This window comes from Mangrovibacter phragmitis, assembly GCF_001655675.1.
Lineage (GTDB): Bacteria > Pseudomonadota > Gammaproteobacteria > Enterobacterales > Enterobacteriaceae > Mangrovibacter > Mangrovibacter phragmitis.
In genome coordinates, this window is the sequence record NZ_LYRP01000033.1 from 83,140 (window position 1) to 108,605 (window position 25,466).

23 protein-coding genes and 1 pseudogene are annotated in these 25,466 nt (G+C 49.4%); 15 read left to right on the forward strand and 9 right to left on the reverse strand.

The genetic code is table 11. The features are described from left to right. Positions 1-33: 33 nt before the first annotated feature. The 4 genes and pseudogenes from A9B99_RS15970 to A9B99_RS15985 all read left to right on the forward strand — a co-directional run. Positions 34-1,362: pseudogene (locus A9B99_RS15970) on the forward strand (PepSY-associated TM helix domain-containing protein); the annotation flags it as partial. A gap of 203 nt (positions 1,363-1,565) precedes the next feature. Then, positions 1,566-1,865 carry a hypothetical protein gene (locus A9B99_RS15975; RefSeq protein WP_064599175.1) on the forward strand — a complete coding sequence of 100 codons (300 nt, stop codon included), beginning with the start codon at positions 1,566-1,568 and terminating at the stop codon, positions 1,863-1,865. 560 nt (positions 1,866-2,425) lie between these two features. Continuing rightward, positions 2,426-3,070: a hypothetical protein gene (locus A9B99_RS23640; protein ID WP_064599177.1), complete on the forward strand. Its 645-nt coding sequence runs from the start codon at positions 2,426-2,428 to the stop codon at positions 3,068-3,070. A gap of 118 nt (positions 3,071-3,188) precedes the next feature. After that, a complete protein-coding gene (locus A9B99_RS15985) occupies positions 3,189-3,869 on the forward strand; it encodes a hypothetical protein (protein WP_064599179.1) in 681 nt (226 codons plus the stop codon). A 153-nt stretch (positions 3,870-4,022) separates the two neighbouring features. Here A9B99_RS15985 and hemB read toward each other — a convergent pair whose 3' ends face one another. After that, the gene (hemB, locus tag A9B99_RS15990) at positions 4,023-5,000 is read right to left on the reverse strand and encodes a porphobilinogen synthase (RefSeq protein ID WP_064599182.1); all 978 of its coding nucleotides are present in this window, start codon (positions 4,998-5,000) and stop codon (positions 4,023-4,025) included. Between the two features lie 109 nt (positions 5,001-5,109). Further along, positions 5,110-6,234 carry a D-alanyl-D-alanine-carboxypeptidase/endopeptidase AmpH gene (ampH, locus tag A9B99_RS15995; protein WP_269448080.1) on the reverse strand — a complete coding sequence of 375 codons (1,125 nt, stop codon included), beginning with the start codon at positions 6,232-6,234 and terminating at the stop codon, positions 5,110-5,112. 219 nt (positions 6,235-6,453) lie between these two features. Here ampH and A9B99_RS16000 point away from each other — a divergent pair, with 219 nt between their 5' ends. Both A9B99_RS16000 and sbmA read left to right on the forward strand, forming a co-directional pair. Next, the gene (locus A9B99_RS16000) at positions 6,454-6,984 is read left to right on the forward strand and encodes an isochorismatase family protein (protein ID WP_064599747.1); all 531 of its coding nucleotides are present in this window, start codon (positions 6,454-6,456) and stop codon (positions 6,982-6,984) included. Positions 6,985-7,128: 144 nt separating this feature from the next. Further along, the gene (gene sbmA / locus A9B99_RS16005) at positions 7,129-8,346 is read left to right on the forward strand and encodes a peptide antibiotic transporter SbmA (RefSeq protein WP_064599184.1); all 1,218 of its coding nucleotides are present in this window, start codon (positions 7,129-7,131) and stop codon (positions 8,344-8,346) included. 47 nt (positions 8,347-8,393) lie between these two features. Here sbmA and A9B99_RS16010 read toward each other — a convergent pair whose 3' ends face one another. Then, complete coding sequence (locus A9B99_RS16010) at positions 8,394-8,690, reverse strand: DUF2755 family protein (RefSeq protein WP_064599186.1); 297 nt, start codon at positions 8,688-8,690, stop codon at positions 8,394-8,396. Between the two features lie 256 nt (positions 8,691-8,946). Here A9B99_RS16010 and A9B99_RS16015 point away from each other — a divergent pair, with 256 nt between their 5' ends. Continuing rightward, positions 8,947-9,171 carry a DUF2754 family protein gene (locus A9B99_RS16015; protein ID WP_064599187.1) on the forward strand — a complete coding sequence of 75 codons (225 nt, stop codon included), beginning with the start codon at positions 8,947-8,949 and terminating at the stop codon, positions 9,169-9,171. Here the strand turns inward: A9B99_RS16015 and ddlA are convergent. Then, positions 9,168-10,268, reverse strand: coding sequence for a D-alanine--D-alanine ligase (gene ddlA / locus A9B99_RS16020; protein ID WP_064599189.1), 1,101 nt, complete (start codon positions 10,266-10,268; stop codon positions 9,168-9,170). The genes A9B99_RS16015 and ddlA overlap by 4 nt on opposite strands. A gap of 326 nt (positions 10,269-10,594) precedes the next feature. On the opposite strand from ddlA, the gene A9B99_RS16025 reads away from it, so the two are divergent. From A9B99_RS16025 to phoA, 3 genes are all read left to right on the forward strand, one after another. Beyond that, complete coding sequence (locus A9B99_RS16025; protein ID WP_064599192.1) at positions 10,595-11,809, forward strand: multidrug efflux MFS transporter; 1,215 nt, start codon at positions 10,595-10,597, stop codon at positions 11,807-11,809. Between the two features lie 209 nt (positions 11,810-12,018). Then, the gene (iraP, locus tag A9B99_RS16030; RefSeq protein WP_064599194.1) at positions 12,019-12,270 is read left to right on the forward strand and encodes an anti-adapter protein IraP; all 252 of its coding nucleotides are present in this window, start codon (positions 12,019-12,021) and stop codon (positions 12,268-12,270) included. 140 nt (positions 12,271-12,410) lie between these two features. After that, positions 12,411-13,820 carry an alkaline phosphatase gene (phoA, locus tag A9B99_RS16035; protein WP_064599196.1) on the forward strand — a complete coding sequence of 470 codons (1,410 nt, stop codon included), beginning with the start codon at positions 12,411-12,413 and terminating at the stop codon, positions 13,818-13,820. Between the two features lie 83 nt (positions 13,821-13,903). On the opposite strand, the gene proC is transcribed toward phoA, so the two are convergent. Both proC and A9B99_RS16045 read right to left on the reverse strand, forming a co-directional pair. Further along, complete coding sequence (gene proC, locus A9B99_RS16040; protein ID WP_064599198.1) at positions 13,904-14,713, reverse strand: pyrroline-5-carboxylate reductase; 810 nt, start codon at positions 14,711-14,713, stop codon at positions 13,904-13,906. A gap of 104 nt (positions 14,714-14,817) precedes the next feature. Further along, positions 14,818-15,567: a DUF2076 domain-containing protein gene (locus A9B99_RS16045; protein ID WP_064599200.1), complete on the reverse strand. Its 750-nt coding sequence runs from the start codon at positions 15,565-15,567 to the stop codon at positions 14,818-14,820. Positions 15,568-15,900: 333 nt separating this feature from the next. Here A9B99_RS16045 and aroL point away from each other — a divergent pair, with 333 nt between their 5' ends. The 3 genes from aroL to ppnP all read left to right on the forward strand — a co-directional run bounded on the left by aroL (position 15,901) and on the right by ppnP (position 17,836). After that, complete coding sequence (aroL, locus tag A9B99_RS16050; RefSeq protein WP_064599202.1) at positions 15,901-16,437, forward strand: shikimate kinase AroL; 537 nt, start codon at positions 15,901-15,903, stop codon at positions 16,435-16,437. 357 nt (positions 16,438-16,794) lie between these two features. Further along, positions 16,795-17,478 (forward strand): AroM family protein, encoded by a 684-nt coding sequence (locus A9B99_RS16055; RefSeq protein WP_064599749.1) that lies wholly within the window; start codon positions 16,795-16,797, stop codon positions 17,476-17,478. 73 nt (positions 17,479-17,551) lie between these two features. Further along, positions 17,552-17,836 carry a pyrimidine/purine nucleoside phosphorylase gene (gene ppnP / locus A9B99_RS16060; RefSeq protein WP_064599203.1) on the forward strand — a complete coding sequence of 95 codons (285 nt, stop codon included), beginning with the start codon at positions 17,552-17,554 and terminating at the stop codon, positions 17,834-17,836. Between the two features lie 184 nt (positions 17,837-18,020). Here the strand turns inward: ppnP and rdgC are convergent, their stop codons facing one another. Continuing rightward, positions 18,021-18,938, reverse strand: a complete 918-nt coding sequence (gene rdgC / locus A9B99_RS16065) for a recombination-associated protein RdgC (protein ID WP_064599206.1) — start codon at positions 18,936-18,938, stop codon at positions 18,021-18,023. A 126-nt stretch (positions 18,939-19,064) separates the two neighbouring features. Here rdgC and mak point away from each other — a divergent pair, with 126 nt between their 5' ends. Next, on the forward strand, positions 19,065-19,976 hold the full coding sequence (mak, locus tag A9B99_RS16070; protein ID WP_064599208.1) for a fructokinase: 912 nt from the start codon (positions 19,065-19,067) through the stop codon (positions 19,974-19,976). A gap of 178 nt (positions 19,977-20,154) precedes the next feature. Here the strand turns inward: mak and sbcC are convergent, their stop codons facing one another. Both sbcC and sbcD read right to left on the reverse strand, forming a co-directional pair. Beyond that, positions 20,155-23,313 (reverse strand): exonuclease subunit SbcC, encoded by a 3,159-nt coding sequence (gene sbcC, locus A9B99_RS16075; RefSeq protein ID WP_064599210.1) that lies wholly within the window; start codon positions 23,311-23,313, stop codon positions 20,155-20,157. Further along, a complete protein-coding gene (gene sbcD / locus A9B99_RS16080) occupies positions 23,310-24,518 on the reverse strand; it encodes an exonuclease subunit SbcD (RefSeq protein WP_064599212.1) in 1,209 nt (402 codons plus the stop codon). Before sbcD ends, sbcC begins: the two co-directional genes overlap by 4 nt. A 252-nt stretch (positions 24,519-24,770) precedes the next feature. On the opposite strand from sbcD, the gene phoB reads away from it, so the two are divergent. Then, positions 24,771-25,460, forward strand: a complete 690-nt coding sequence (phoB, locus tag A9B99_RS16085) for a phosphate response regulator transcription factor PhoB (protein WP_036110201.1) — start codon at positions 24,771-24,773, stop codon at positions 25,458-25,460. Positions 25,461-25,466 lie beyond the last annotated feature (6 nt).

Sequence of the window (25,466 nt, forward strand, 5' to 3'; positions counted from 1 at the left end):
TGTCATTTCTGGATAATTGATTACAGGTAAGCCATGACTTCTGAAATATTACCGGCTGGTGGCCGGGGCGCTGTTGTACAGATGCTGCGCCGGTTGCACTTTTATATTGGTCTGTTTGTCGGACCGTTTATTTTCCTTGCCGCACTGACTGGCACGGCCTATGTCCTGACTCCGCAACTGGAAAATGCCTGGTATGCCGGCGCGTTATTTGTCACCCCGCAAGGTGACGCTCAGCCGTTATCCCGCCAGGTGGAAGCCGCCAGGCGTTATGTGGGGCCTGCTGAGCCCTTCTATGCTGTGCGCCCGGCACCCGGCCCGCAAGATACTACCCGGGTACAGTTTGCTGACCCGAAGCTGGGGGCTTCACGTTCCCGTGCCGTGTTTATTAACCCGTATACCCTGACGGTAACCGGTGATATGCCGGTATACGGAACCAGTGGGATTTTACCGTTACGCACCTGGCTTGATGAATTTCACCGTAGCTTGCAACTGGGCGTTTTTGGCCGTAATTACAGCGAGCTGGCTGCTTCCTGGATGTGGGTGGCGGCCGTGGGTGGCATGTTGCTGTGGTGGCAAACCCGGGTAAAAAAACGGCGCAATGGGCCAGTGCGTGGTGCCAAAGCGCGCACCCGCCACTGGCATATTGTGCTGGGGTTAACCTTGCTGGTGGGGATGGTGTTTTTCTCTGCCACCGGGCTGACCTGGTCGCGCTGGGCCGGGGGCAACATTGATACTCTACGTAATGAACTGGGCTGGATGACACCGCAAGTCAGTACATCTTTGACGGCAGATGGTACACCCACACCGATAGACCCGCATGCCATGCATCACATGCAAGGAGGCATGGTGATGGCAGTACCTGTCCAGGACTGGGATAAAGTACTGGCTGCAGCAAGGCAGGCGGGCATATCAGCCAATAAAATTGAAATTCGCCCGCCGAAAAAAATGGGCACGGCCTGGACCGTGACAGAAATTAACCGCGCGTGGCCCACACAGGTTGATGCGGTTTCAGTTAATCCGGTGAATTTCCGGATTGTTGATGCTGTGCATTTTGCCAATTTCCCTCTGGTGGCGAAACTCACCCGTTGGGGTATTGATGCTCATATGGGCATACTCTTTGGTCTTGCTAACCAAATCCTGTTGGCAGTGTTTGGCCTGGGGTTGTGCGTGTTAATTGCACTGGGTTACCGCCAGTGGTGGTTACGCCGCCCGGCCCGAAGTGAACAGCCGTTGAGTGCCGCCTGGTCTGCGTTACCTGGTGGGTTACGTATTGCCGTGGTGGTGTGCGCACTCGCACTTGGGTATTGCCTGCCAGTGATGGGCGTGAGCCTGGTCGCTTTTTTGGCAGTGGACATGCTGCGTAGCTACCTGGGCCGCTCCCGGTGGGTATTGAGTGAGTGAATTCAGGTGCTGTTGCGTGATCCTTACTGCAAATATTAACAGTTCACTGTGTAAGGATGCGTAACCACGCAAAGTTTTACTGAGTAGCGCTTGAATTACCCTCTGTTACCCGCACAATTTGCACGGGTAATATTGCCCGGTGACACAAATGTAAGGATACATTTATGACGACGGTTTCATTGAAAATTGAGTCGGGTGCCACACAGTTAACGCTACCAGAAGGCTTCAGAAGTTGGCTGGCGTTTTGGGAAGCTCAACGCGGGAAACGCGCAACACAGTGTGAAGCCTTTGGTTGCGACCGCGAAGTAACTGAAGCAGGAAGGGTGATTAAGGTCGGTAAAGTGGATGGGGTGTATATTCTGCCGTTATGCGATCGCTGCAGTAGCCTTGCCAATACCCGGATTTTCAAAGCCTGGGATAAAGACCTGGTCATGCTGACTCAGGAACCAGAAGCTGCTACCTGAACGGCGCAATAGTTCTGGCTCTGGGTCTGTTACTGTTCTAAAAAAAGCAGGAAGCCAGGTTTCCTGTTTTTTTTGTTGGTACTACTCGGCAACTCAATAACGCCGACAGGTTCCTGTCTTAAATCTTAATAAAACGATGGAATTGGGGTTTATGCACCAGGTCCAACGTCATAATAGAACCCTCAGGCCTTAACGAAGTCACAATGAACGGTAAAATAAACAGATGTTTTTGTCCCGGATGTACCAGGGAATAAAAAAGGTAATATGTAAAGTGGCTCATTTATCATGTGGGAGAAAGGGTTTTTCACGCAGTGAAGAATGAATGTGACTGTAAAGTACTATAAAGATAATGGGTGTAATTTGACTTTAGGTAGACCAGAAGGGGATAATTGAGCATTGTTAAAATGAATGAGGTGACTGCAGACACGTTGCGCTACCACTTGTTTATGTCTTTATTTACATGAAGTTTATATAGCTAATATACTGCCATCTTAAACGGGTTTATTACATTATCAGGTGGTGGTTGGTAAGCTTATCGCCATAAGGATAATGAGGTGTGAATGGTTATTGTTGAATTAAATGAATTTGATCTTGAAGAGGCTATTTCAGATTCGGAATATTTCACTGCCAGTGAGGATGAGTATTTTTCTGCTGATGAATGTAATCCTGTTTATTTTTCGCATGCTAATCCAGAATATTTAAATCCTTTTAATTCACAGCGTCCAGTGCAATCTAATTTAGGGTGTTCAAGGCCATCTGGAGCAGGGGCATCAGGCGCAAGGTATTCAGTGCAATCCGGTTCAGGATATTCAACACCATCCAGTTCGGGTTATTCAAGAAAATCCGGTTCAGGCTATTCATCATTCAGAGCTAAAGCAGGGCGGAGTAAAGCCCCGGGAGACACTGGCTGGACTTTTGACGAGAGTGCGCCCAGAGAAAAGTATAAATTCAGAAGGCACATTCCGGTAGAGCCTGCGACAATGCGAAATTATTATATGTGGCGAAGACTAATCCTTGCCGGGCAACATCCGAGAAATGCAGCTGATATGATTGGGAGCCAGTTTCGTTATAAACAAGTGAAGCAAAAAAAAGATATTCAACTTTTTAGCATTAGATTGAGCCATGAGCATCGGGTTTTTTTTATCATTAAAGAACAAGAGCGTATTGTGAAAGTGCTAAATATTGGTGGGCACTCTTTTAGTTGATTCTTATTTTTATTGGGTTCTGTAGATAAAGGATAAGGTTTGTATGCTTTCTCGTTTTAATTTTACTGATCTTCACAAGGGAATGCAGAATATTTTATATAAATAACCGGGATTTTTTATGATACAAGAAATTGATATAGCAAAGCGTTATAAAGGTCTGCTTAATAGTTCTGAACTCTCAGGGCATAATAGTAATGGTCGTTGTTATGGTATGAGTCTTAAGTGGATAACTGATAGTTTAGATGGCATGATTAGCACTGCAGCGAATCGTAATCAAGGTTTTAGCTTAAGTGCGCTTGAGGATTTTTATATTTACGCAAATATGGTTCAGTCAACTATACATAATGGTGTTGGCCTGGAGACAGCTTGCAAAACACTGGACTCTTATCATCTTCTGAATGGTAAAACCAATAAATTTAATAAAGCCGTAATAAGATATAATTTGATCAGAGGGATGGGTATTTCAGATAAACTGGATAATCTGATTAAAAGGCCTGAAGGGAATGCTGGCGAAGCAATTCTGTTAATAACACATGATAAAGGGCATGCATATGAGTCTCTTCATGCAACTGCTTTAATATGTGATGGTAAAAAAGTGTATTATTTTAACCCTAATCGAGGGGTTTTTCTTATGGAATCACATGATAATCTACAAACAATATTGAAGCATTTGAAAACAAATTTTCACCATGATCAATGCACATCATATGGCATTGCTTCAATGCTAATTAATCTGTCTGATAAATCTGGTATTAGACCATTAGATATCGTTCACTCCCATAATCAATGGGTTATTTGAACGTTAGTTATCCCCGGTAATAAAACCATTCTTATATTGTTTAAGATTCTCCCCATCGTAAGTGATGGGGGATATCAGTCCTCAATGTAAAACACCAGATGGTATTCATCTGGTGTTTTATAGGGAAATATAGCCAGTCAGTATCTGATCCGGTTACAGAATTTTCTTCTCTGCCAGATCCAGCGCGAAATAGCTGAGAATGACATCAGCACCAGCACGCTTGATTGCTCCCAGGCTTTCCAGTACCACGTTTTCTTCGTTAATTGCTCCGGCAAGTGCGGCCAGCTTAATCATCGCGTATTCGCCGCTCACCTGGTAGGCGGCCAGTGGTAGCGTGGTACGTTCGCGAATATCACGCACAATATCCAGATACGGGCCCGCGGGTTTTACCATCAGCGCATCTGCGCCTTCTGCTTCATCCAGCAGAGATTCACGAATGGCTTCACGGCGGTTTAACGGGTTCATTTGGTAGGTTTTACGGTCCCCTTTCAGGGCTGTACCCGCTGCTTCACGGAACGGGCCGTAAAATGACGAAGCAAACTTAGTAGAATAGGCCATGATAGCGGTTTCACTGAAACCGGCAGCGTCCAGTGCCTGGCGAATGGCTTTTACCTGGCCGTCCATTGCAGCTGACGGGGCGATAAAATCAGCTCCCGCAGCAGCAGCAACCACTGCTTGTTTGCCGAGGTTTACCAGGGTTGCATCGTTATCCACCCCGTGGTCGCACAGCACACCGCAGTGGCCGTGGCTGGTGTATTCACAAAAGCAGGTATCAGACATCACTACCATTTCCGGTACTGTGGATTTGCAGATACGTGACATCCTGGCGACCAGGCCATTTTCATTCCAGGTATCGCTACCTGTGGCATCTGTATGGTGAGAAATACCAAAGGTCATCACACCACGAATACCGGCTTTGGCAATACGCTCAATTTCATAAGCAAGGCGTTTTTCCGGGATGCGCACTACACCAGGCATGGCTTCAATCGGAGTGTAATCATCCAGGCCTTCTTCAACAAATATTGGCAGAATCAGATCATTGCGGGTCAGTGTGGTTTCTTCGAACATGGCCCGAACGGCAGGTGATTTGCGTAACCGACGCGGGCGGTTAGCCAGATTAAATTCAGACATAGTGCTTTCTGCTCTTCATCGTTGTTATCAGTGATGCCAGTATACCTGAATGGCAAATGGTTATTTTACGATTCGCGCCCACAACAACTGTATGTGGGCGCCGATAGCGTCAGGATGACGGGATAACCAGCGGTTTGTTATTGCTCAGCGCGGCAACCAAATCGTTTACGCCATCACTCATATTGGTAAAGCGGGTTGATGCAGAACGGGTTACTACCACAAATACACCAATGTTCTCTTGTGGGTTCATCGCAATATAAGTAATAAAACCACCTGCACCCCCGGTTTTTTGAATAATTCCCGGCCGGCCATCTTTGGGCGCCATATAAACCCAGCCTAAACCCAGCGCATCTGCTTTACCAGGAACATCCATCCCAACCAGGCGGGTTAACTGCGCGCGTTGATAAATCAGCGTTTGCATTCTGTCTGCCTGTGCAGAGCGGTGGTAGATATCAGAGGATAAAAATTGCTGCATCCAGCGCATCATATCCGCCGGTGTTGAATACACGCCTCCACTACCAATGGCCGCCAGGGTGTTATTGCACGGACTGGCACTTTTTTCGGCCACCATTAACCTTCTGCACTGGTCTGGTGAAGGCGTGTAAGTGGTGTCTTTCATGCCGAGTGGGCGAGTAATGTAAGCGTCGAACAGTGAAACCCAGGATTGCCCGGCCGCGCGGGACAGCGCGTCAGCCAGCAGGTCAAACCCCAGGTTTGAATAAGCAGCCACGCTACCTGGTGTGACTTTCAGGCTGGCATGCGACAACCAGTTCCAGCGTTGGGAATAAGTCGGCCAGACAAATACCGGGCGGTGCGCGGCTCCCCCGGGCTGTTCGCGCGGCAAACCACTGGTATGGGTCGCCAGGTTTTCCAGCGTAATAGGAACGCCATTGTGACTAGGTACAGCATCACCGGCAGGGGCGTATTTTTTTAGCGGGTCATTGAGTTTCACCACCCCTTGTTCCGCCAGTTTAACCAGCATTTCACTGGTCATCAGTTTGGTCAGCGAAGCAATGCGAATAACCGAATCCAGTTGAGGCCGGACATTACTGCCAGGCCTTGTCTCACCGAAGCTACGAAAAACCCGCTGATTTCCGTCAATTACCACCATAGCCATGCCAGTGGCGGAGGTACCGTAGTAAATCAGGTTGGCGTAACGGTCAACAATATCTGCTGTGAGCAGTGGGTCGGGTGATGAGCTGGCTTTCACTACCAGCGGTTGTAATGACATCAATAATGCCGTAACGGCAAACAGACAACGTTTCAAGGTGAACCCTGCGTGTAAAACCACTCAATAATATGGGTATTTATACTACTTCTGGCACATGTGCAAAGTGTTAAATGCAAATCATTGTCAACCGCCTGGTTTTCAGGTTATTCGCTCACTTTGTATGGCGCTGTGTTTGGCGATTTGTGCTGTGGTAGTATCTTTGTTTTTCTGGGGAAAATGGCAATGGTACAGCAGCGAGTAGTCATGGTGGTCGACATGCAGTTGGGGGTGTTTGCAACGCAGCGTGTGGCGCGAGACATCTGTTGCCAGCGTATTAATCAACTGATTGATGCCGCTGAACAGGTGATTTTCATTCAACATGCGGAAGCAGACATGCAGCCAGGTACAGAAGCCTTTGAAGTACTTCCGGAACTTCATCAACCCACATCGGCATTACGGGTAACGAAAACAGCCTGTGATGCCTTCTGGCGTACTTCTCTGGCCCAGGAGCTGGAAGCCGCTGGCATTACCGGGTTTGTCGTGTGCGGATGCGCCACTGATTATTGTGTCGATGCGACAATAAAGCGCGCTGCCGGCCTTGGGTACCGTGTAACAGTGGCAGAAGATGCGCATACCACGGCAAACCGCCCTGCGGCAAATGCACAGGTGCTGATTGCCCATCACAATGATGTCTGGCGTAATTTTACTGTGCCGGGTAACCCGGTGCTGGTTCAGCCCGTCGCCAGCATCCTGGAACAATGGGCCGGGGCGTGATTTTGTCAATCGGTTTCATGCTTTGAAACAAGTTTTGCAACGCCCGGGTAGTAGAAAGCGTTATGGTTAATGGAGACGGAAATCCGGCCAGCGTCGCAGTAAGCAATAGCCCGATAACGAGACGTTATTTTCAGGAGTTTTTTCATGTTCAAGTCTTTTTTTCCCAGACCGGCAGCCTTTTTTCTGTCGGCTTTTATCTGGGTGATGATAGCAGTTATTTTCTGGCAGGCTGGTGGGGAGCGTTGGCTGGAGCATTTGGCCGGGGCCACAAATAACGTACCGATTAGTGCCGCGCGTTTCTGGTCCGGGAGCTATCTGGTGTTTTATGCTTACTACTTGTTTTGCGTGGGCGCCTTTGCTGTGGTGTGGTTTAAAATCAGCCCGCATCGCTGGCAATACTGGTCCATTCTTGGTTCTGCTTTAATTGTCTTTGTTACCTGGTTTCTGGTGGAAGTCAGTGTGGCTATTAACGCCTGGTACCAGCCATTTTATGACTTGATCCAGCGTGCACTGGCAAAACCTAATTCCGTGCCTATCCATCAGTTTTATCATGAGGTGGGGGTTTTTCTGGGGATCGCGCTGATAGCAGTGGTAGTGGGAGTGCTGAATAACTTCTTTATCAGCCACTATGTGTTCCGCTGGCGTAGTGCCATGAACGAACACTATATGGAACACTGGCAGCGCCTGCGCCATATTGAAGGGGCTGCACAGCGTGTGCAGGAAGATACCATGCGCTTTGCCTCGACACTGGAAGATATGGGCGTCAGCCTGATTAACGCCATTATGACTCTGATTGCTTTCCTGCCTGTGCTGGTGGCGCTATCTCCCCATGTAAAGGAGTTCCCTATTGTGGGGGAAATTCCTTATGGCCTGGTGATCGCGGCAATTGTCTGGTCCTTGTTTGGTACCGGTCTTTTGGCTCTGGTTGGGATAAAATTACCGGGGCTTGCGTTCAAAAACCAGCGCGTCGAAGCGGCTTACCGAAAAGAACTGGTGTATGGCGAAGACGACAACATGCGCGCAACACCACCCACGGTTAAAGATCTGTATGCAGGGGTGCGTAAAAACTATTTCCGCCTCTATTTCCACTATATGTACTTTAATATTGTGCGTATTCTTTACCTGCAGGTAGATACGGTCTTTGGTATTTTCCTGCTATTTCCTTCGATTGCCGCGGGCACTATTACGCTGGGGCTGATGACGCAGATTACCAATGTGTTCGGACAAGTTCGTGGCGCATTCCAGTATTTAATCAGTTCCTGGACAACCCTGGTAGAATTGATGTCAATTTATAAGCGTCTGCGCAGTTTTGAGCGGGAGCTGGATAATATTCCGGGGCCGGAGGAAGTGGAAGTGGCCTGACAGTCTGTTGCTGATTGCCGGGAGCACATCACTCCCGGCAAGAAAAATTACAGATGGCGTAGTTTAAACACCAGCGCCAGTACCGCCAGAATAAAACCGACAGCCAGCACAGGCACTAACCCAAAAATAGTGCTGACCAGCATACTCATTTCAATAACCGGCCCGTCTGCCTGGTTGTTTGTTTGTAGCAAGTGTTCAAAAATACCTTGCGAGTGAGACAACATATTGAGTAAGTGTGAACCTACCCAGAAACAAAATAATACGAAAACTGCATAAGCAATATTCCCGGGCAGCGTTGTTTTAGGGCGAGCCCGGGGCAGGTTACGAATTGGCAGGTCTGTCATAGTGCACCTTCTTGCCGTAATTGTTACGCGCATGGCTAATACTGAGAAAGTACCGAGAGTGTTGCAGCAAGGTGTCATGCCGGACATCAGAATAGTGATAATTGAGTTGCAGAATAATCCTGGTTTTTACAGACTGTAATACTTGTCATCTTTCTGTGCTTTTGGCAGAGCGTCTCTACAGCGCGACACACTACACAGACTGGTTGTGCAAAATATTGGATAATGAATGTTTATTGGGTAATGGAGCCTGTTGTGTATGACTCTGAGTACGAAACTTCGCCGTGACTGGCACTATTATGTGTTCGCTATTGGGCTGATTTTTATTCTCAATGGTGTGATAGGAGTGGCCGGTTTTCCCACTGAAGGGTGGAAAAGTTATGCTGTGGGGCTGGTTACCTGGGTTATCAGTTTCTGGCTTGCGGGGAAAATTATTCGCCGCCACCCGCAGGCAGCGGCAGAAGAACATGATGAAAGCAATTAATGCGCAACGCTGCTTTTCAGTGCATTGTCTTGTTGGTGGCGTTCCAGAGCCAGTTCTATCAGGCGGGTGATCAACGCCTGGTAGCTTAACCCGCTGGCCTGCCACAATTTGGGGTACATGCTGATATTGGTAAAACCAGGCAACGTGTTTATTTCATTAATGATGACCTGGTTATCTGGTGTCAGAAAAACATCCACTCGCGCCATACCGAGGCAATCCAGAGCCTGGTAAGCTTTTACAGCAATAGTGCGGATATTATCGCTGACTTCTTCAGGAAGCGCTGCCGGGACAACAACTTCAGCACCCTTGTCATCAATGTATTTTGTGTCGTAAGAGTAAAATGCACTTTTCACGACAATTTCACCGCATACGCTGGCCTGTGGGTCACCATTCCCCAGTACAGCACACTCAATTTCTCGCCCTTTAATGCCTTGTTCAACGACAACTTTGTGGTCGAATTCAAAAGCAAGTTCTGTGGCTATGATGAATTCGGCTTCGCTGGTCACTTTGCTGACGCCGACAGAGGACCCCTGGTTAGCCGGTTTAACAAACATCGGTAAACCAAATTGCCGTTCCAGTGTCTGGAAATCATAGCGATGACGATTGGTGCGGGTCAGTGTGACAAACGGCGCAATTTTTAACCCGGCATCACGCAGGAGGCGTTTGGTAACGTCTTTGTCCATGCACATGGCGGAACCCAGTACACTGGAACCGACAAAAGGCAGATTTGCCATGCGCAACATGCCCTGCAATGAGCCATCTTCGCCTAACGTGCCGTGAACTATTGGGAAAATCACGTCAATCTGGCCCAGAGAATGTGCGCTGTCAGAGTCTATCAGCTGGTTTTGCTCAATTCCCGGTACCAGTGCCACATTTTTATCTGAACGGTTCAGGGCGATTAACGCCGGGTTGTTTGCATTCAGGAGGTAGCTGGATGCATCGTTAATATGCCACTGTCCTTGCTTATCAATACCCAGAAGGACAACGTCGAATTTTGTTTTATCAATGGCGTCGACGATATTTTTTGCCGACTGAAGGGACACTTCATGCTCGGAAGATTTGCCACCAAACACGATCCCCACACGTAACTTTGCCATGTCGCACATTCCTGAGGCTTATCAAAAACGACACCATATCATGCTGGCGAGGTGGATTCATGTGCTTCATGAACAGGAAGTGAAAAGGGGAACAAAGTGCTGTTGTTTTGTCCATTTTTTCATCGAAAAAAACGGCGATTTGTACCGAATGAGATGCTGTATGGGTAGCATACCTGCATATGGGTTGCTACATTTGTACTACAAATCACGCCTGCTACCCGATAAACCACCAAAATAATAATAACGGCATGTTATGTGAGGGCAGATGAAAAGTTCGCTGTTATGCTGGCATGACTTGATACTCTTTATCTCACAGTGTTTTCTGTATGGAATCCTGGAAAGTTAACCTTATTTCAGTCTGGTTTGGCTGCTTTTTTACCGGGCTGGCGATTAGCCAGATTTTACCTTTTTTGCCGTTGTATATTTCCCAGTTGGGTGTGCATTCCCACGAAGCACTGTCGATGTGGTCCGGGTTTACGTTCAGCATTACTTTTCTGGTTTCCGCCGTTGTTGCCCCCTGGTGGGGCAGCCTTGCCGACCGTAAAGGGCGGAAGCTGATGCTACTGCGCGCATCACTGGGCATGGCTGTCACTATTTTACTACAAGCCTTTGCCACCAATGTCTGGCAACTGTTTATTCTGCGCGGTGTGATGGGGCTGACTTCAGGCTATATTCCTAATGCTCTGGCGCTGGTTGCTTCTCAGGCTCCGCGGGAACGCAGTGGCTGGGCGATTAGTACTTTATCTACCGCCCAGATAAGCGGTGTGATAGTTGGCCCATTAATGGGTGGGATTCTGGCGGATAACTTCGGGCTACGGCCGGTGTTTTTACTCACCTCTGCCTTGTTGATGGTCAGCTTCTTAGTGACTCTGTTTTTAATTAAAGAGCGGGCCAGGCCAGTACAAAATAAGGCTGGGCAGTTAAGTGGTAAAGCCGTATTCAAAGCACTGCCTTACCCTTTTTTGATAGTTAGTTTGTGTGTGACTACACTGGTAATTCAGCTGTGTAATGGTTCTATTGGGCCGATTCTTGCCCTGTTTATTAAGTATCTTGACCCTGGCAGTAATAATATTGCGTTTATGAGTGGGCTGATTGCCGCTATCCCGGGTATTCCGGCTTTACTCGCCGCACCACGCCTTGGCCGCCTGGGTGACCGGATTGGCACCGATAAAATTTTAATGGGTGCGCTGGTCTTTGCCGTGGTGTTGTTTTTCTCCATGAGCTTTGTTGCTACGCCGGTGCAACTGGCTGTGCTGCGGTTTTTATTAGGCTTTGCTGATGGTGCAATGCTCCCTGCAGTGCAAACATTGCTGGTGAAATATTCCACTGAGCAGGTAACCGGGCGTATATTTGGGTATAACCAGTCATTTATGTATATGGGCAATGTCGTTGGGCCATTGATGGGAGCCAGCGTTTCGGCAATAATCGGTTTCCGCTGGGTGTTTGTTGTTACTGGTGTGGTTGTTGTACTGAATATTTTGCAGTTTGCTCTGGTGCTGCGTAAGCGAAACCAACTGGCTGCTGCCAGGCGTGAAGGTTAATCTTCTGGTGAGCCGGGGCGTTTGTGTTATGAGTTCTGTTTATCTGATGGCATATTCGGTTTTAGGGTGCCTGAATAATCATTTATTACCATTTAAAATTATAGATTCTCCCGGCTAATTGTTGGGCCATCTACAAATAGTGTTGTTATTCTTCTAACTGGACGCACAATATAGCGAATTATTTTCGTATTCCTTCAAGGAACTGCAGCATGAAAAACTTAATTGCTGATTTGCTTGTCACGCTGGCGGAGAAAGAAGACGCTACAAGGGAACTTGTAGCTCAGGTTGAAGCGCTGGAAGTGGTTGTTACCGCCCTATTGAAAGGGATGGGTGAACAACAGCGCCAGAGCGTTATTGGTAATATTGAAACAGCACTTGATGACCTTCGTCCGGGGGAGAATATACCCGACCAGAATATTGATTTGCTGAGCCAGAATATAAAAAAAATATTGCATTATTAAGTTTTTTTCTGGTTTTTACCTCTGCTGGAGCGAATCAAGCCTTGATGGCCTTTGTTATATATTTGTCATGGCGCTGTCATAATGATTAATTATTGTCTCGCTGTATTGCAAAAGGTAAATAATTTTACAAGGAGAGACAAATGCTCAAACCAGCCTGTGGTATGGCGTTATTACCATTGCTCATTTCGGTAGCTGTTTGCGCTGCAGAAAACCCCAATCTTATGGACAGAGCTGCACAAGGTGATTTATCTGCACCTGGTGGAGCAAGGCGCATTACTCAGGATCAAACCCAGGCGTTACGCGACTCCCTCAGTGATAAACCCGCAAAAAATGTAATTTTGCTGATTGGCGATGGCATGGGTGATTCTGAAATTACGGCTGCACGTAATTATGCGATGGGGGCAGGTGGTTATTTCAAGGGCATTGACGCACTGCCGCTTACCGGCCAGTACACCCACTACTCACTCGATAAACAAACCCATAAACCTGACTATGTTACAGATTCAGCGGCATCGGCTACTGCGTGGAGTACCGGGGTGAAAACCTACAACGGTGCGCTGGGTGTGGATGTGAATAGCAAGCCTCACCCCACTATTCTGGAGCTGGCAAAAGCCGCCGGGCTGGCCACCGGTAATGTTTCCACAGCCGAAATTCAGGATGCCACACCAGCGGCGCTGGTTGCTCATGTAACATCTCGTAAGTGCTATGGCCCAACAGCAACACTGGAAAAATGCGCGGCGAATGCCCTGCAAAACGGTGGGGCGGGGTCTATCAGTGAACAATTATTGAATGCCCGTGCCGATGTAACTTTAGGCGGTGGTGCCAAAACCTTCGCAGAAAACGCCGTTGCTGGCGACTGGGCCGGGATGTCTTTGCTTGAACAGGCCGAAAAACGAGGCTACCAGGTGGTAACGGATGCTAACGCACTTGAGGCTGTTCAGTCTGCGAATCAGAGTAAGCCGGTGCTGGGGTTATTCTCTGAGGGCAATATGCCTGTACGCTGGAATGGCCCAAAAGCCTCGCACTATGGCAACCTGGAAAAACCACCTGTCACCTGTGAAGTGAACCCGGCGCGCACCGCGTCAGTGCCAACACTTGCTCAAATGACAGAGAAAGCTATTAACCTGCTCAGCCAGAATAAAAAAGGGTTCTTCTTGCAGGTAGAAGGGGCATCGATTGATAAGCAGGATCACGCGGCGAACCCATGTGGGCAAATTGGTGAAACTGTGGACCTGGATGAAGCCGTACAAAAAGCACTGGCGTTTGCGCGTGAGGACGGCAATACCCTGGTGATTGTAACCGCAGACCATGCGCACGCCAGCCAGATTATTCCGCCAAAGACCAGAGCTCCGGGCCTGACTCAGGCACTGAATACCAAAGATGGCGCCATTATGGTGATGAGCTACGGTAATTCGGAAGAGGATTCCCAGGCGCATACGGGTACACAGTTGCGGGTGGCGGCTTACGGCCCTCATGCTGCTAACGTTGTGGGCCTGACAGACCAGACCGATTTATTCTGGACGATGAAAAACGCCTTAGGCCTTGAGTAACCACGCCCTGGGCAACAAGCAAATAAATGGCGCGCATTTGTGTTTGCGCGCCAGTATTGAATACCCGGCAATCGCCTCTAAGTTCAGCTTTTACTGAGTGCTTTGGATTTTTCCATACACTGCTGTATAGCTTCAATAACTGCGGAACGGAACCCTTTTTCTTCAAGCACTTTTACCGCTTCAATGGTAGTTCCACCTGGCGAACACACCATATCTTTCAATGCTCCCGGGTGTTGCCCGGTTTCCAGAACCATTTTGGCTGACCCCATTACAGCCTGAGCTGCAAAACGGTATGCCTGGGCGCGCGGCATGCCACCCAGCACGGCGGCATCGGCCATGGCTTCAATAAACATGAACACATAAGCCGGAGATGAGCCACTGACACCCACAACCGGGTGAATCATGGCTTCGCTGACAACTTCTGCTTCGCCAAAACTGCGGAATATCTCCAGAACGTCCTGCAGATCTTCTTCTGTGATAAGTGCGTTAGAAGTTACCGACGTCATGCCCATATTCACCAGCGAGGGAGTGTTCGGCATGGCCCGAATGATTTTGCGGTCATGGCCTACTGCAGTCGCCAGTTGATCCAAAGTGACACCGGCTGCGACAGAAACCAGCACTGCATCTTTATTCAGGCTGCTGTTTATGTTGCTGAGCACCTGAAGAATGATGTTGGGTTTAACGGCTGCGAAAATTATATCGGCCTGTACAGCAACCTCTTCTGCACTTTCTGCGGCGTTAATTCCCCATTGTTGATGCAGTGCGGTGACTTTATCGGCGGATGGGGTATAGACCCAGATTTGGCTGGCAGCGACTTTGCCGCTGTTAATTAACCCGCCGAGAATCGCTTTCCCCATATTTCCACAACCAATAAAGCCTATTTTTCTGTCCACGCGTCGCTCCCGTAAGTTGATGTTTCTTTGATGTTAACAAGCATAGATTACCCCGGTTTCACTGAGTATGAAACCGCAGCCAGGCACCAGGATGCGGGCAGGGGTTAAATCCAGTTGTCGTCATCGCTGTTAAACCCGTCGCCGAAACCACTGCCAAAATCAGTGTTGTTATCCAGAAAGGAATTATCATTGCCGGTAAATGAATTATCATCTCCCAGCCCCGGGTCGCCATAAAATTGGTCTGCGGTATCGGTAAATTCCTGGTTGCCATCGGGCTGAAATGCTGTGTCGTTACCCTGAATGCCGGGCATAAAGCCATTCAGGCCGGAAGCAGGTTCGTTAATGATATTCACGATTTCCTCCGGGCGAGATGAATGGAACAGACCAGTAAGCATATTCCCCAGTACCATACCGCCGGCAACACCCGCAGCGGTTTGCAGGGCGCCCGTAAGGAAACCACCGCCACTACGCCCATTATATGGCGTATAAGTGCTCTGCTGTGGGGGATATCCAACGGGGGGTTGTGCTGCGGAGTAACCCGCCTGTGGCTGAGGTGTGGCGGTATGCCCACCACCAAACAACCCTGACAGAAAACCTCCACTTTTGGGGTGGGCGGCTTCGGTTTGCAACTGGCTGACCTGGTCTTGCAATTGCTGAATTTGGCTGTGAAGTTTGCGAATAGCGGCATCCTGAATTAACAGCGTCTGCGCCATATAATAAGGCGCTTCGGGTTGTTTTGTGAGGTGTTGCTGGATTAATTGCATGGCCTGCTCATCACGAGGTGAGCCGCTGTGTTCAGCTGTTTCAAGGCGCTGAAACAGCCCGTCTATCAGGTTCTTTTCTTCGGGTTGCATAATGTGTATCTCCTGCAGGTGAAGTATTCAGTGTGCATCATTTACGTGCAGTATAAAGGGGCTACAGCGTAAAGCTTTTCATAATATTGTTACCGTTTGCAGGCCATTGCTCTTGTGTTTCACCGGGTATTTCCAGTATGGTTATTGCCCGCTTCTGACATGAATTGTTTACAGTGAATTTTATTAGAGAATCCTTGTGTAATAAGGAGTTTCTTGTTTTAGAAATCTAAATGTAATGAAAGATTTACATGTGTACAGGGCCTGATTAATGGTAAAGTGGCAGGCCACTGATACCTGTTATCGTTCGTTGTGAAAAAAGAGGAATGTAAATCCATGACGCAACCCATTTTTCTTGTTGGCCCCAGGGGAAGCGGAAAAACCACTATTGGTCAGGCGCTGGCCCAGGCGCTGGGGCTGCAGTTTATTGATACCGATCACTGGTTACTCTCAACAAGCGGAATGTCTGTGGCAGAAATCGTGGAGCAGGAAGGCTGGGATGGTTTCCGTCTGCGGGAAAGCCAGGCTCTGAAGTCGGCAACCCAGCCAGGTGCAGTGGTTGCGACCGGTGGGGGTATAGTACTGCGCGACGAAAACCGTGAGTTTATGCGTGAGCAAGGGCTGGTTCTTTATTTGCGCGCCTCTGTGGATACGCTGACTAATCGTCTTGAAGCGTTTCCCGATGAAGGCCAGCGCCCTACGCTAACAGGCAAAACAATTACCGATGAAATTTCTGAAGTACTGGCAGCGCGTGAAGCGCTCTACCAGCAATCTGCTCATCACTTTATTGATGCTTCTCAGAGCCCTTCTGAAATCGTTGCCGATATTCTGCAACGTATTCCGGCTTCCGGTGCCAGCAAAGCGGCCAGCTAATTCCTTTAATTCCCCGGCTTACATGGATTACCGCTATACTAACTATGTGTGGTGGAGATGTTAACACAAAGAATACGGTGGGTAAGAAACCTGTATTCTTTGCGGTTGGCATTGTGCCTGTATCAGTCAGCATCTCCCTGCGCAACGGTGTGTAACCATGGTTTTTATCTGCTGGTTTATCAGTATCTGCTCATGTTTAGATGCCGTGATTTACGTTTGGTTACGATTGGTAAATCTATTCACAAGACTTTTTACCAATTGCTGCCAGAATTAATGATCATTTTATGATCAATTTTTCCAATGCAGTGGTTAAAGACCATGTTAAATCAAGCTGTTATAGATCATGGTAAAAATGTGTTGCAGTCGACAATGGCGATACTGTGTATCGACACTATGCCCGTCGGTGAAATGCTGCCTTTACTGTCTGAGCATATTTCTGAGCAACAAATTACTTACCTTACTCTTCTGGGTAACAAAACACATGCCGAAGTGCTGGCGCAATACGGGGCTGATGACGACGCCAGCGAACCAACTATTTTGGCGTTACTGGCCGATTTTCAACGTGTTCGTTTATCGCGATACAAAATTGAACAGGCATTACACGCTATCCTTAAGGTTCTGGATAACCAGGGTTTTGAAGTAATTTTGTTGTTAAGCCATGTGCGTTTTCATGGCCTGCACACCGCAAATGCGATGTTGCTCGAACCTGAACGCCTGATCCCTCCATTGGTTGCCTCCATTGTGGGTGGGCATCAGGTTGGTGTCATCCTGCCTCAACCAGAGTTTCAGGCAGGCCAGGAAGCAAAATGGGGGCGGTTATATATGTCGCCAGTGTATGGTCTGGCAAACCCATTAACCCAGGATGATGACGCTTTAGTGGCTACCGGGCGTAAAATGATGGACCAGGGTGCAGATGTTTTAGTGCTGGATAGTCCTTGCTATCAAATAAAGCACAGAGATTTATTGCAAAAGGCGCTTGATATACCAGTATTATTGTCTAACACACTGGTGGCGAGGCTTGCCAGTGAAATCATGAACTGACTTGTGAATTTGGGTGACGGCCTGCAATTTGCTGTTTATAGTGTTTTTTTGTCAGTTCATAAGGGTTCAGTAAATGCTTCAGTCGAATGAATATTTTGACGGTAATGTGAAATCCATTGGTTTTGTTAGCGAAAGTGCCGGCCGGGCCAGTGTTGGGGTGATGGAACCCGGAGAATACACTTTTGGTACCGGGCAGGCGGAAGAAATGACCGTTGTTTCCGGGGCGTTAACGGTACAACTGCCAGGTGAAAGTGAATGGAATACTTTTGGACCGGGTGCCCAGTTTAATGTACCTGCTAACAGCGAATTTCACCTGAAAGTGGCTGAAGCAACCGCGTATTTGTGCCGCTACTTATAAGCGGTTAGCAATGAAATGAAAGGTAGGGAAAGCCCATTTTATGGTGCTTTAACCTGGTGCGAACCCCACTAAAAAAGTGGGGTTTTGTTATTGTATGCTAAGGCGAACAGGCAGATTGGCGATTCACCTGAGCCCGCACTCTCACGGGCTTTTCTGTTTGCTTACCGGCACAAGCCTTGCTGGCTTACTGGTTAGTTGCTTCCCCACCGAGCGCTTCAGTCAGTTGAGCAATCAGGGCAGACAGTTCGCCAGTCATCAACGTAAAATCAGCATCAAAGCGTTGCGCGACATCCTCACGGTCGATATCGTCATTCTGCTCACGTAATTCGTCGGCGAATTTTAAGCGTTTCAGCGAGCCGTCGTCCGCAATCACAAATTGCACGCGCTGTTGCCAGTCCAGAGCCAGTTTGGTGACTACTTTACCGGCATCAATATGCACGGTGATTTCGTCAGTCATCAGATCCTGTTTTTTGCAGCGTACCACACCACCACCTTCCAGAATGGCTTTGAGCTCAGCTTCATCCAGCAACTGAAACCCTTGCGGAACATTACCCGTTTTCAGCCATTCAGTGAGGCTGAGCTCAATGGGGTTTGCCATGCTGAGCGGCACAACGGGTAATGAACCGAGGCTTTTGCGCAGCAATGCCAGTGTGTCTTCTGCTTTTTTGGCACTGGCGCTGTCTACCATGATCAGGCCATTGACAGTGTCAATCCACATCATGGTCTGGCTGAAACGGCTGAATGCCCTGGGCAGTAAGTCTTGCAGCACTTCATCTTTGAGTGAGTCTTTTTCTGTTTTGCGTAGCTTGCGCCCCTGGTCGGCTTCGAGTTTATTAATTTTTGCTTCCAGTGACTGCTTGATAACAGGTGAAGGGATAATCTTTTCTTCTTTGCGGGCACAAATCATAATTTGCCCGGCTACAGCGTGAGTTAATGCATCGCCACCTTTGGCTCCCATCGGTGCAACCCAGCCTGTTTTTGCCATATCCTGGCTACCGCATGGGCGAAATGCCATATCAGCCAGTTTTTGTTCCATTTCTTCCGCACGCAGTGATACGTCACGGTTTAAGCGGTAGACCATTAAATTTTTGAACCACAGCATGTTTGTTCCCCGGCTGTTAGTAAAAAGGCAGCGGGCATGATACCCAATTGGCGCGAGCCTTTCATTGCCTTTTCCTGATACGCAACATAGGCTCTGTTCATTGGGCCAGAAAATAAGGAGTGACAGGTGAGAATTGGCATTGATCTGGGTGGGACAAAAACGGAAGTAATAGCCTTGAGTGACGCGGGTGAGCAACTATTTCGCCACCGGGTGGCAACCCCACACGGTGATTACCAGGAAACATTGAATGTCATTGTTGAGTTAGTTAACCAGGCTCAGGCCCATACCGGGCAACAGGGTACTGTCGGCATTGGTATTCCGGGAACCTTGTCACCACAAACGCACCTGGTCAAAAACGCCAATTCTGTTTGGCTTAATGGGCAGCCTCTGGACCAGGATCTCACCGCAAAATTAGGGCAACCGGTTCGCCTGGCAAATGATGCCAACTGCCTTGCGGTGTCTGAAGCTGTTGATGGCGCGGCAGCGGGTGCCGGGGTGGTATTCGCAGTGATTATTGGCACCGGGTGTGGCGCCGGAATCGCCATTGGTGGGCGCTGCCATGCGGGAGGCAACGGGACTGCCGGTGAGTGGGGGCACAATCCACTGCCGTGGATGGATGACGATGAGCTACGCTACCGGAATGACGTTGCTTGCTATTGCGGGCAGCGTGGCTGCATTGAGACCTTTATCTCCGGGACAGGCTTCGCGACCGATTACCAGCGGCTGAGTGGCCACTCACTTCGTGGTAGTGATATTGTCGCCAGGGCAGCAGGTGGTGATACTCTGGCAGAGCAGGCCTTATGCCGCTATGAACAGAGGCTGGCTAAATCTCTGGCTCATGTAGTGAACCTGCTTGATCCGGATGTGATTGTGCTCGGTGGTGGGATGAGCAATGTTGACCGCTGGTACCAAACCGTGCCGGGGTTGATGAATAACTGGGTATTTGGGGGCGAATGCACCACTCCGGTTCTCAAGGCAAAACACGGTGATTCCAGTGGTGTCCGTGGCGCTGCCTGGTTATGGCCGCAGGAGAAATAAGCCCAAACCCAGGGTCAGCAAGTGTCAGTGTGAAAGTGAGCCATTACTGACACCGTTTTTGACGTGGCTTTTGGCAAAAACGGGTGTATTGCTAAAGGGTATCGCAGGTGTGAGTACAGCTGCATATTGCCTGTACTCACGCCCTGCACAGCAGTGAGCCATCACTTACTTTTGTGCGCTAGCTGTCCACAGCGAAATGTTTATCCAGCCGGCTGTACCCCAGCCCGTTCACTTTACGGACTTTTATTTGCACCGGAATACGCTCTTTCATTGCGGCTACATGGCTGATAACACCAATGATTTTTCCGCTGGCATTGAGAGTATCCAGTGCATCAAGGGCGGTATCCAGTGTTTCTGCATCCAGGGTGCCAAAGCCTTCATCAAGGAATAATGAGTCAATACGTGTTTTATGGCTAACCAGGTCAGACAACGCCAGCGCCAGCGCCAGGCTGACCAGGAAGCTTTCCCCACCTGACAATGTTCGGGTATCACGCACTGCATCGGCCTGCCAGGTGTCCACCACTTGCAATTCCAGTGCTTCGTTGTCTTTACGTTGTAACAGATAACGCCCATGTAACCGGTGCAGTTGCTGGTTAGCCAGCCACACAAGGTTATCCAGTGTCAGCCCCTGTGCAAACTTGCGGAACTTATCACCTTCTTTTGAGCCGATCATTTCATTCAACGCGCCCCAGTCGGTGACTAATTGCTGCTGTTGTTCAAGGGAGTGAAGCAGACTTTGTTGTTGTTCTCTTTGGCGGGTATCGTGCACCAGTTGCTGGCGCAATGCCCCCTGGCCGGAGGTATTCTCACGCCACTGAGTGTTAACCAGCGCCAGTTGTGCTTCCAGCTCACTCTGGGTGTTCTGCTCGCTAAGGTGCTCTGGCCGTGCCGCAATATGCGTGGCAAGCTGTTGTTTAGCCTGTTCTGCCAGTGCTGTTTGCTGTTGTACCTGTTGAGCCAGGGCGGCCAGACGGTCTGCCAGTTGCTGGCGAGTGGTGTCATCGAGCAATGCCGCCGTCATGGCTTCTGTGGATGCAAACTGGCTGGCCTGCAGGGCGTTATCCAGTGCGAGCTGGTGCTGTGCCAGTTGCTCTTTTTCTTGCTGCAACTGTTGGGTCAGCGCTTCAGACTGGCTGTGTAACGCCACCCATTCGCTGTTATGGCGTGACCAGTCCTGAATCCGCTGTTGCTGAGTCTCTTCGTCGGGTAGCGGTGTATCACTGCCATCGTCTTCCAGTGTCCGGAGGATTAGCCTGATGGCTTCGTCGTCTGTATTCAATTGTGCCAGCAAGGTTTGTTGCCGGAGGAATTGTTCACGGTGTTTTTCACGAGCAGCCAGCCAGGCTTCAACTTCACCGGGTTGCGGCCAGGGCAATTGCCATGTTGCCAGTGTTGTTTGCAGTATGAGGCGTTGTTGTTCGCACGATTGTGATAATTCGGTGACTTGCGCCCGGGTCTGATCTACCAGCGCTTGTTGCCCCAGCCATACCTGGTGTGCCTGGAGTTGAGCCTGGTAAGCGTCATTGTCGCTCAGCCACTGCGTGATATCGTCACCTGGTGCCGCCGACAGGTTCAGCGCATGGCATAATTCGGCCCATTGCTGTTGATGGTGTTCCAGTGCCTGTTCAACGCTGGCCTGCTGGCGGGTTAATTGTTCTGTTTGTGCAGCCAGTGCATCATGCTGGCCTTTTAACGTTGCACCTTCTTCTGCCAGAAGGCGCTTACGCTCTTCCAGTTCAGTTTTGCGCCGCTGGTTTTCGTCTGGTTTCAGTGCCTGGTAATGGGCAACTGCCGGGTGCTCTGTTGCTCCACATAATGGGCAGGGTTGGCCAGCCTGCAGGCGTTCCCGCTCGGCATTCAGGTTAACAATGGCGCTTTCCAGCTCACAGATCCTTGCTACGTCCTGGTACTGCTGGTTAACTTCGGCCCAGGTTTTGCGCCGTTCGGCAAGTTGTTCTCCTGCCTGTTGATAACGTTGCTGCTGTTCATTGCGTTGCTGTTGTAACTGTTGGTACTGTTGCTGAAGTGGGGCAAACTCAAACGCCAGGCGCCGGAGTTGTTCGCGTTTTGCCTGGTGTTGCTGGTGTTCTGCCAGGCGCGCAACGGTTTCGTCAGCGGTTAATGAGAGTGCCGGGTGTGCCTGTGTTGCCAGTTTTTCTTGCTGTGCCGTCAGGGTTTGCTGCAAGGCTGTAAGTTGTTTGCTGTCATCCCGATAGCGGGCAAAGCTGCTGCGCCAGCCTGCCAGTTCGTGCTGCCATTCACCCACGGCTTTGTGTTCGCTCAGCCAGTCAGTAATGGCCTGGCGTTGCTTTTGTATATAAGTGGATTTATTACGGGCTGAAAGCCATACCTGCTGGCGCACCAGGCCCGCAGTGCTCAGGCGTTGTGATAACGCAACCAGTTGCTGTTCCAGGTGGTGAACCCGTGCCATCTGGTCTGTACATGTCTGCCAGACAGGGCGTAATTTTTCGGCGGGCAGCGCGAGTGCCAGGCGTGCGCGGTCTGGTTCAGCAGCCTCAAAATCACGCTTCGCCTGGGCCAGTTTTTGCTCAAGCTGGCTGATTTGCTGCTGTTGCTGCGTTAATTGTTGCAACCACTGAACTGCAGACTGCACCTGGCGTTGTTGCGTAAGCAACTGCTGCTCCTGCTGTACCAGAGAGGAAACCTGGTTTTCCAGCTCTGCCCGTTCACCGTCCGTAAGGCACTGCACACTACTGGCTTTGGCCTGTAACTGTTCCAGTTGTTGTTTGTGTTGTTTCCATGTGTCGAAAATCAGCGCGGATATTTGCCCATAAATCTCGGTGCCGGTGAGTTCTTCCAGTAATTCTGCCCGTGCTTTTGCATCGGCATTAAGAAAAGCGGCAAATTGTCCCTGAGAGAGCAACATTGAGCGAGTGAACCGGTCATAGTCCAGCCCGGTCAGGCGGGCAATGGTTTCCAGTTTGTCTTTCACTTTATCGGCTACAATTTTGCCATCTGCGCAACGCGCCAGTTCCACTCTTGGCGCCTGGAGTTTTCCATCGGGCTGGTTGCGTGCCCGGTTCTGGCTCCAGAAGGCTCGCCAGGCAACGCCTTTGACTTCGAACTCCACTTCAGCAAGGCATTCTGCGGTATCCCTGGTCATCAGGTCGTTACTGGACTGGGAAATGGTGCTGAGACGTGGTGTCTGGTGATATAACGCCAGGCAAATGGCATCCAGTAATGTGGTTTTGCCTGCACCGGTTGGCCCGGTAATGGCAAATAAACCATTGCTGTTGAACGGCGACTGAGTAAAGTCGATTTTCCATTCACCTTTGAGTGAATTGAGGTTTTTCAACCGTAGCGTCAGAATTCTCATGAGCCAGGTTCCTCTTCCAGGCGGTGCAGGGTTTCTGCAAACAACCCGCGCAGGCGGGAAGCCTGGTTTTCATCCAGGTTTTCTTGTGCCAGACGGCGCTCAAAAACTTCGCTGGTACTGAGTTCGCTCAGGGTTTCTTTTTGTTGGTTAGCGATGATTTTTTCCCGTTGTTCGCGGCTGCGGCGCAATAACACAATTTCTACTGGTAAATCAGCGGTCAGTGCCTGTAGCTGTTTTTGCATGTCGTGGAGATACTGGTCTGTAGTGAGTTCAATATCAAGCCAGGTGACTGGCGTGGAAGGGGCATCCCGCCATGCTTCCAGTTGCTGTTTAATGCTTTCCAGTGAGCCTTTAAGCATTAACAATGGTTGGGTTACCGGCACCGGGAGTGGCGTTACGGTGCTCAGTTTACCTTCAGTGAAATCCACCATCAGAACCATTTTGGTGTTGTTGGTTTCGTCAAAACTGAGTGCAATGGGCGACCCGCAGTAGCGGATATGCTCACTACTGGTGACTTTTTGGGGGCGGTGAATATGCCCCAGCGCAATATAATCAGCTGGCGGAAATGCACTGGCAGGGAAGGCATCAAGAGTACCGATATAGATTTCGCGCACAGCATCACTTTTACTGGCTCCAACGGTTGTCAGGTGGCCGGTGGCAATAATAGGGAGTTTGCGCTCACCGCGTAATTCGCAGGCTGCCTGGTAACCTTGCTGGTAATAGTGGTGAATGGCCCCGACCAGCGCCTGTTGTTTTTGCTGACCACTTTGCCCGGACTGGCTTATCTGGATATCGCGTGGGCGCAAAAAAGGAACCGGGCAGAGTACCGCGCCGGGTTCCCCGTTGCGAAGCGGTAATAAAATGGGGGCTTCGGTATCTGATGTACTGGCAATAACCCAGGTATTGAGGTAGCCCAACAATTCACGCGATTCGTTCAGTGTGGCGACGGAGTCATGGTTGCCGCCCAGCACGACAAGTGTGCAGCCGGTTGCCTGGAGTTGAACAACAAAGCGGTAATACAATTCGCGCGCGTAACTGGGCGGTGAGCCTGTATCGAAAATATCGCCTGCTACAATGACGGCGTCAACCTGGTGCTGTTCAACCATTTCGGTTAGCCAGTTTAGAAAGGCTGCATGTTCCGGAGCACGGCTTTTGGTATAGAAATTTTGTCCCAGATGCCAGTCAGAGGTGTGAAGAATGCGCATAACCTGTCCCGGTCAGAAAGCGAAGTGGTGATTATATACATGTGACGCATTAAGTTGCAGGTGTGTTGTCGTAAGCTGCGTAGCGGATTCCAGTGAGAATATGCGTTGCTACTTGTATTGCAGCAGAAGGAAACGCTTTGTCATAAAATGATATGACAGGTCATGTAATGGTCATTTTTTTCATAAAACTGTCATAAAACTGACGCATAATGACGCCGCGTTAAATTATTGTATATATTTACAGGGCTGATTATGGCGAGACGAATTCTGGTTGTGGAAGATGAAGCACCCATTCGTGAAATGGTGTGTTTTGTGCTCGAACAAAATGGTTTTCAGGCTGTTGAGGCGGAAGATTATGACAGTGCGGTAAACCAGCTCAACGAACCCTGGCCGGATTTAATTTTACTCGACTGGATGTTGCCGGGCGGCTCCGGGATTCAGTTTATCAAGCACCTGAAACGTGAAGCGATGACGCGGGATATACCGGTAGTCATGCTGACGGCCCGCGGTGAAGAAGAGGACCGGGTCAGAGGGTTGGAAATTGGGGCAGATGATTATATTACCAAGCCGTTTTCACCCAAAGAACTGGTCGCGCGTATTAAAGCGGTGATGCGCCGTATCTCTCCTATGGCAGTAGAAGAAGTGATTGAGATTCAGGGGCTCAGCCTGGATCCGTCTTCTCACCGGGTAATGACTGGTGAGAACCCACTGGATATGGGGCCGACAGAATTTAAGTTGCTGCATTTTTTCATGACACACCCGGAACGGGTTTACAGCCGTGAACAACTCCTTAATCATGTATGGGGGACGAATGTTTACGTTGAGGACAGAACGGTAGATGTTCACATTCGCCGTTTACGTAAGGCACTGGAACTCAGTGGGCATGACCGTATGGTTCAAACCGTTCGCGGTACGGGTTATCGCTTTTCAGCCCGTTTTTAATTATCT

Coding starts and splice junctions, on each gene's coding strand:
- A9B99_RS16000 (WP_064599747.1), top strand. CDS start 6,454: ATGGTACAGCAGCGAGTAGTCATGGTGGTCGACATGCAGTTGGGGGTG.
- ddlA (WP_064599189.1), bottom strand. CDS start 10,268: ATGGCAAAGTTACGTGTGGGGATCGTGTTTGGTGGCAAATCTTCCGAG.
- sbmA (WP_064599184.1), top strand. CDS start 7,129: ATGTTCAAGTCTTTTTTTCCCAGACCGGCAGCCTTTTTTCTGTCGGCT.
- ppnP (WP_064599203.1), top strand. CDS start 17,552: ATGCTTCAGTCGAATGAATATTTTGACGGTAATGTGAAATCCATTGGT.
- A9B99_RS16015 (WP_064599187.1), top strand. CDS start 8,947: ATGACTCTGAGTACGAAACTTCGCCGTGACTGGCACTATTATGTGTTC.
- A9B99_RS16045 (WP_064599200.1), bottom strand. CDS start 15,567: ATGCAACCCGAAGAAAAGAACCTGATAGACGGGCTGTTTCAGCGCCTT.
- A9B99_RS23640 (WP_064599177.1), top strand. CDS start 2,426: ATGGTTATTGTTGAATTAAATGAATTTGATCTTGAAGAGGCTATTTCA.
- phoB (WP_036110201.1), top strand. CDS start 24,771: ATGGCGAGACGAATTCTGGTTGTGGAAGATGAAGCACCCATTCGTGAA.
- aroL (WP_064599202.1), top strand. CDS start 15,901: ATGACGCAACCCATTTTTCTTGTTGGCCCCAGGGGAAGCGGAAAAACC.
- hemB (WP_064599182.1), bottom strand. CDS start 5,000: ATGTCTGAATTTAATCTGGCTAACCGCCCGCGTCGGTTACGCAAATCA.
- rdgC (WP_064599206.1), bottom strand. CDS start 18,938: ATGCTGTGGTTCAAAAATTTAATGGTCTACCGCTTAAACCGTGACGTA.
- A9B99_RS15985 (WP_064599179.1), top strand. CDS start 3,189: ATGATACAAGAAATTGATATAGCAAAGCGTTATAAAGGTCTGCTTAAT.
- sbcC (WP_064599210.1), bottom strand. CDS start 23,313: ATGAGAATTCTGACGCTACGGTTGAAAAACCTCAATTCACTCAAAGGT.
- A9B99_RS16025 (WP_064599192.1), top strand. CDS start 10,595: ATGGAATCCTGGAAAGTTAACCTTATTTCAGTCTGGTTTGGCTGCTTT.
- sbcD (WP_064599212.1), bottom strand. CDS start 24,518: ATGCGCATTCTTCACACCTCTGACTGGCATCTGGGACAAAATTTCTAT.
- A9B99_RS15975 (WP_064599175.1), top strand. CDS start 1,566: ATGACGACGGTTTCATTGAAAATTGAGTCGGGTGCCACACAGTTAACG.
- phoA (WP_064599196.1), top strand. CDS start 12,411: ATGCTCAAACCAGCCTGTGGTATGGCGTTATTACCATTGCTCATTTCG.
- iraP (WP_064599194.1), top strand. CDS start 12,019: ATGAAAAACTTAATTGCTGATTTGCTTGTCACGCTGGCGGAGAAAGAA.
- A9B99_RS16010 (WP_064599186.1), bottom strand. CDS start 8,690: ATGACAGACCTGCCAATTCGTAACCTGCCCCGGGCTCGCCCTAAAACA.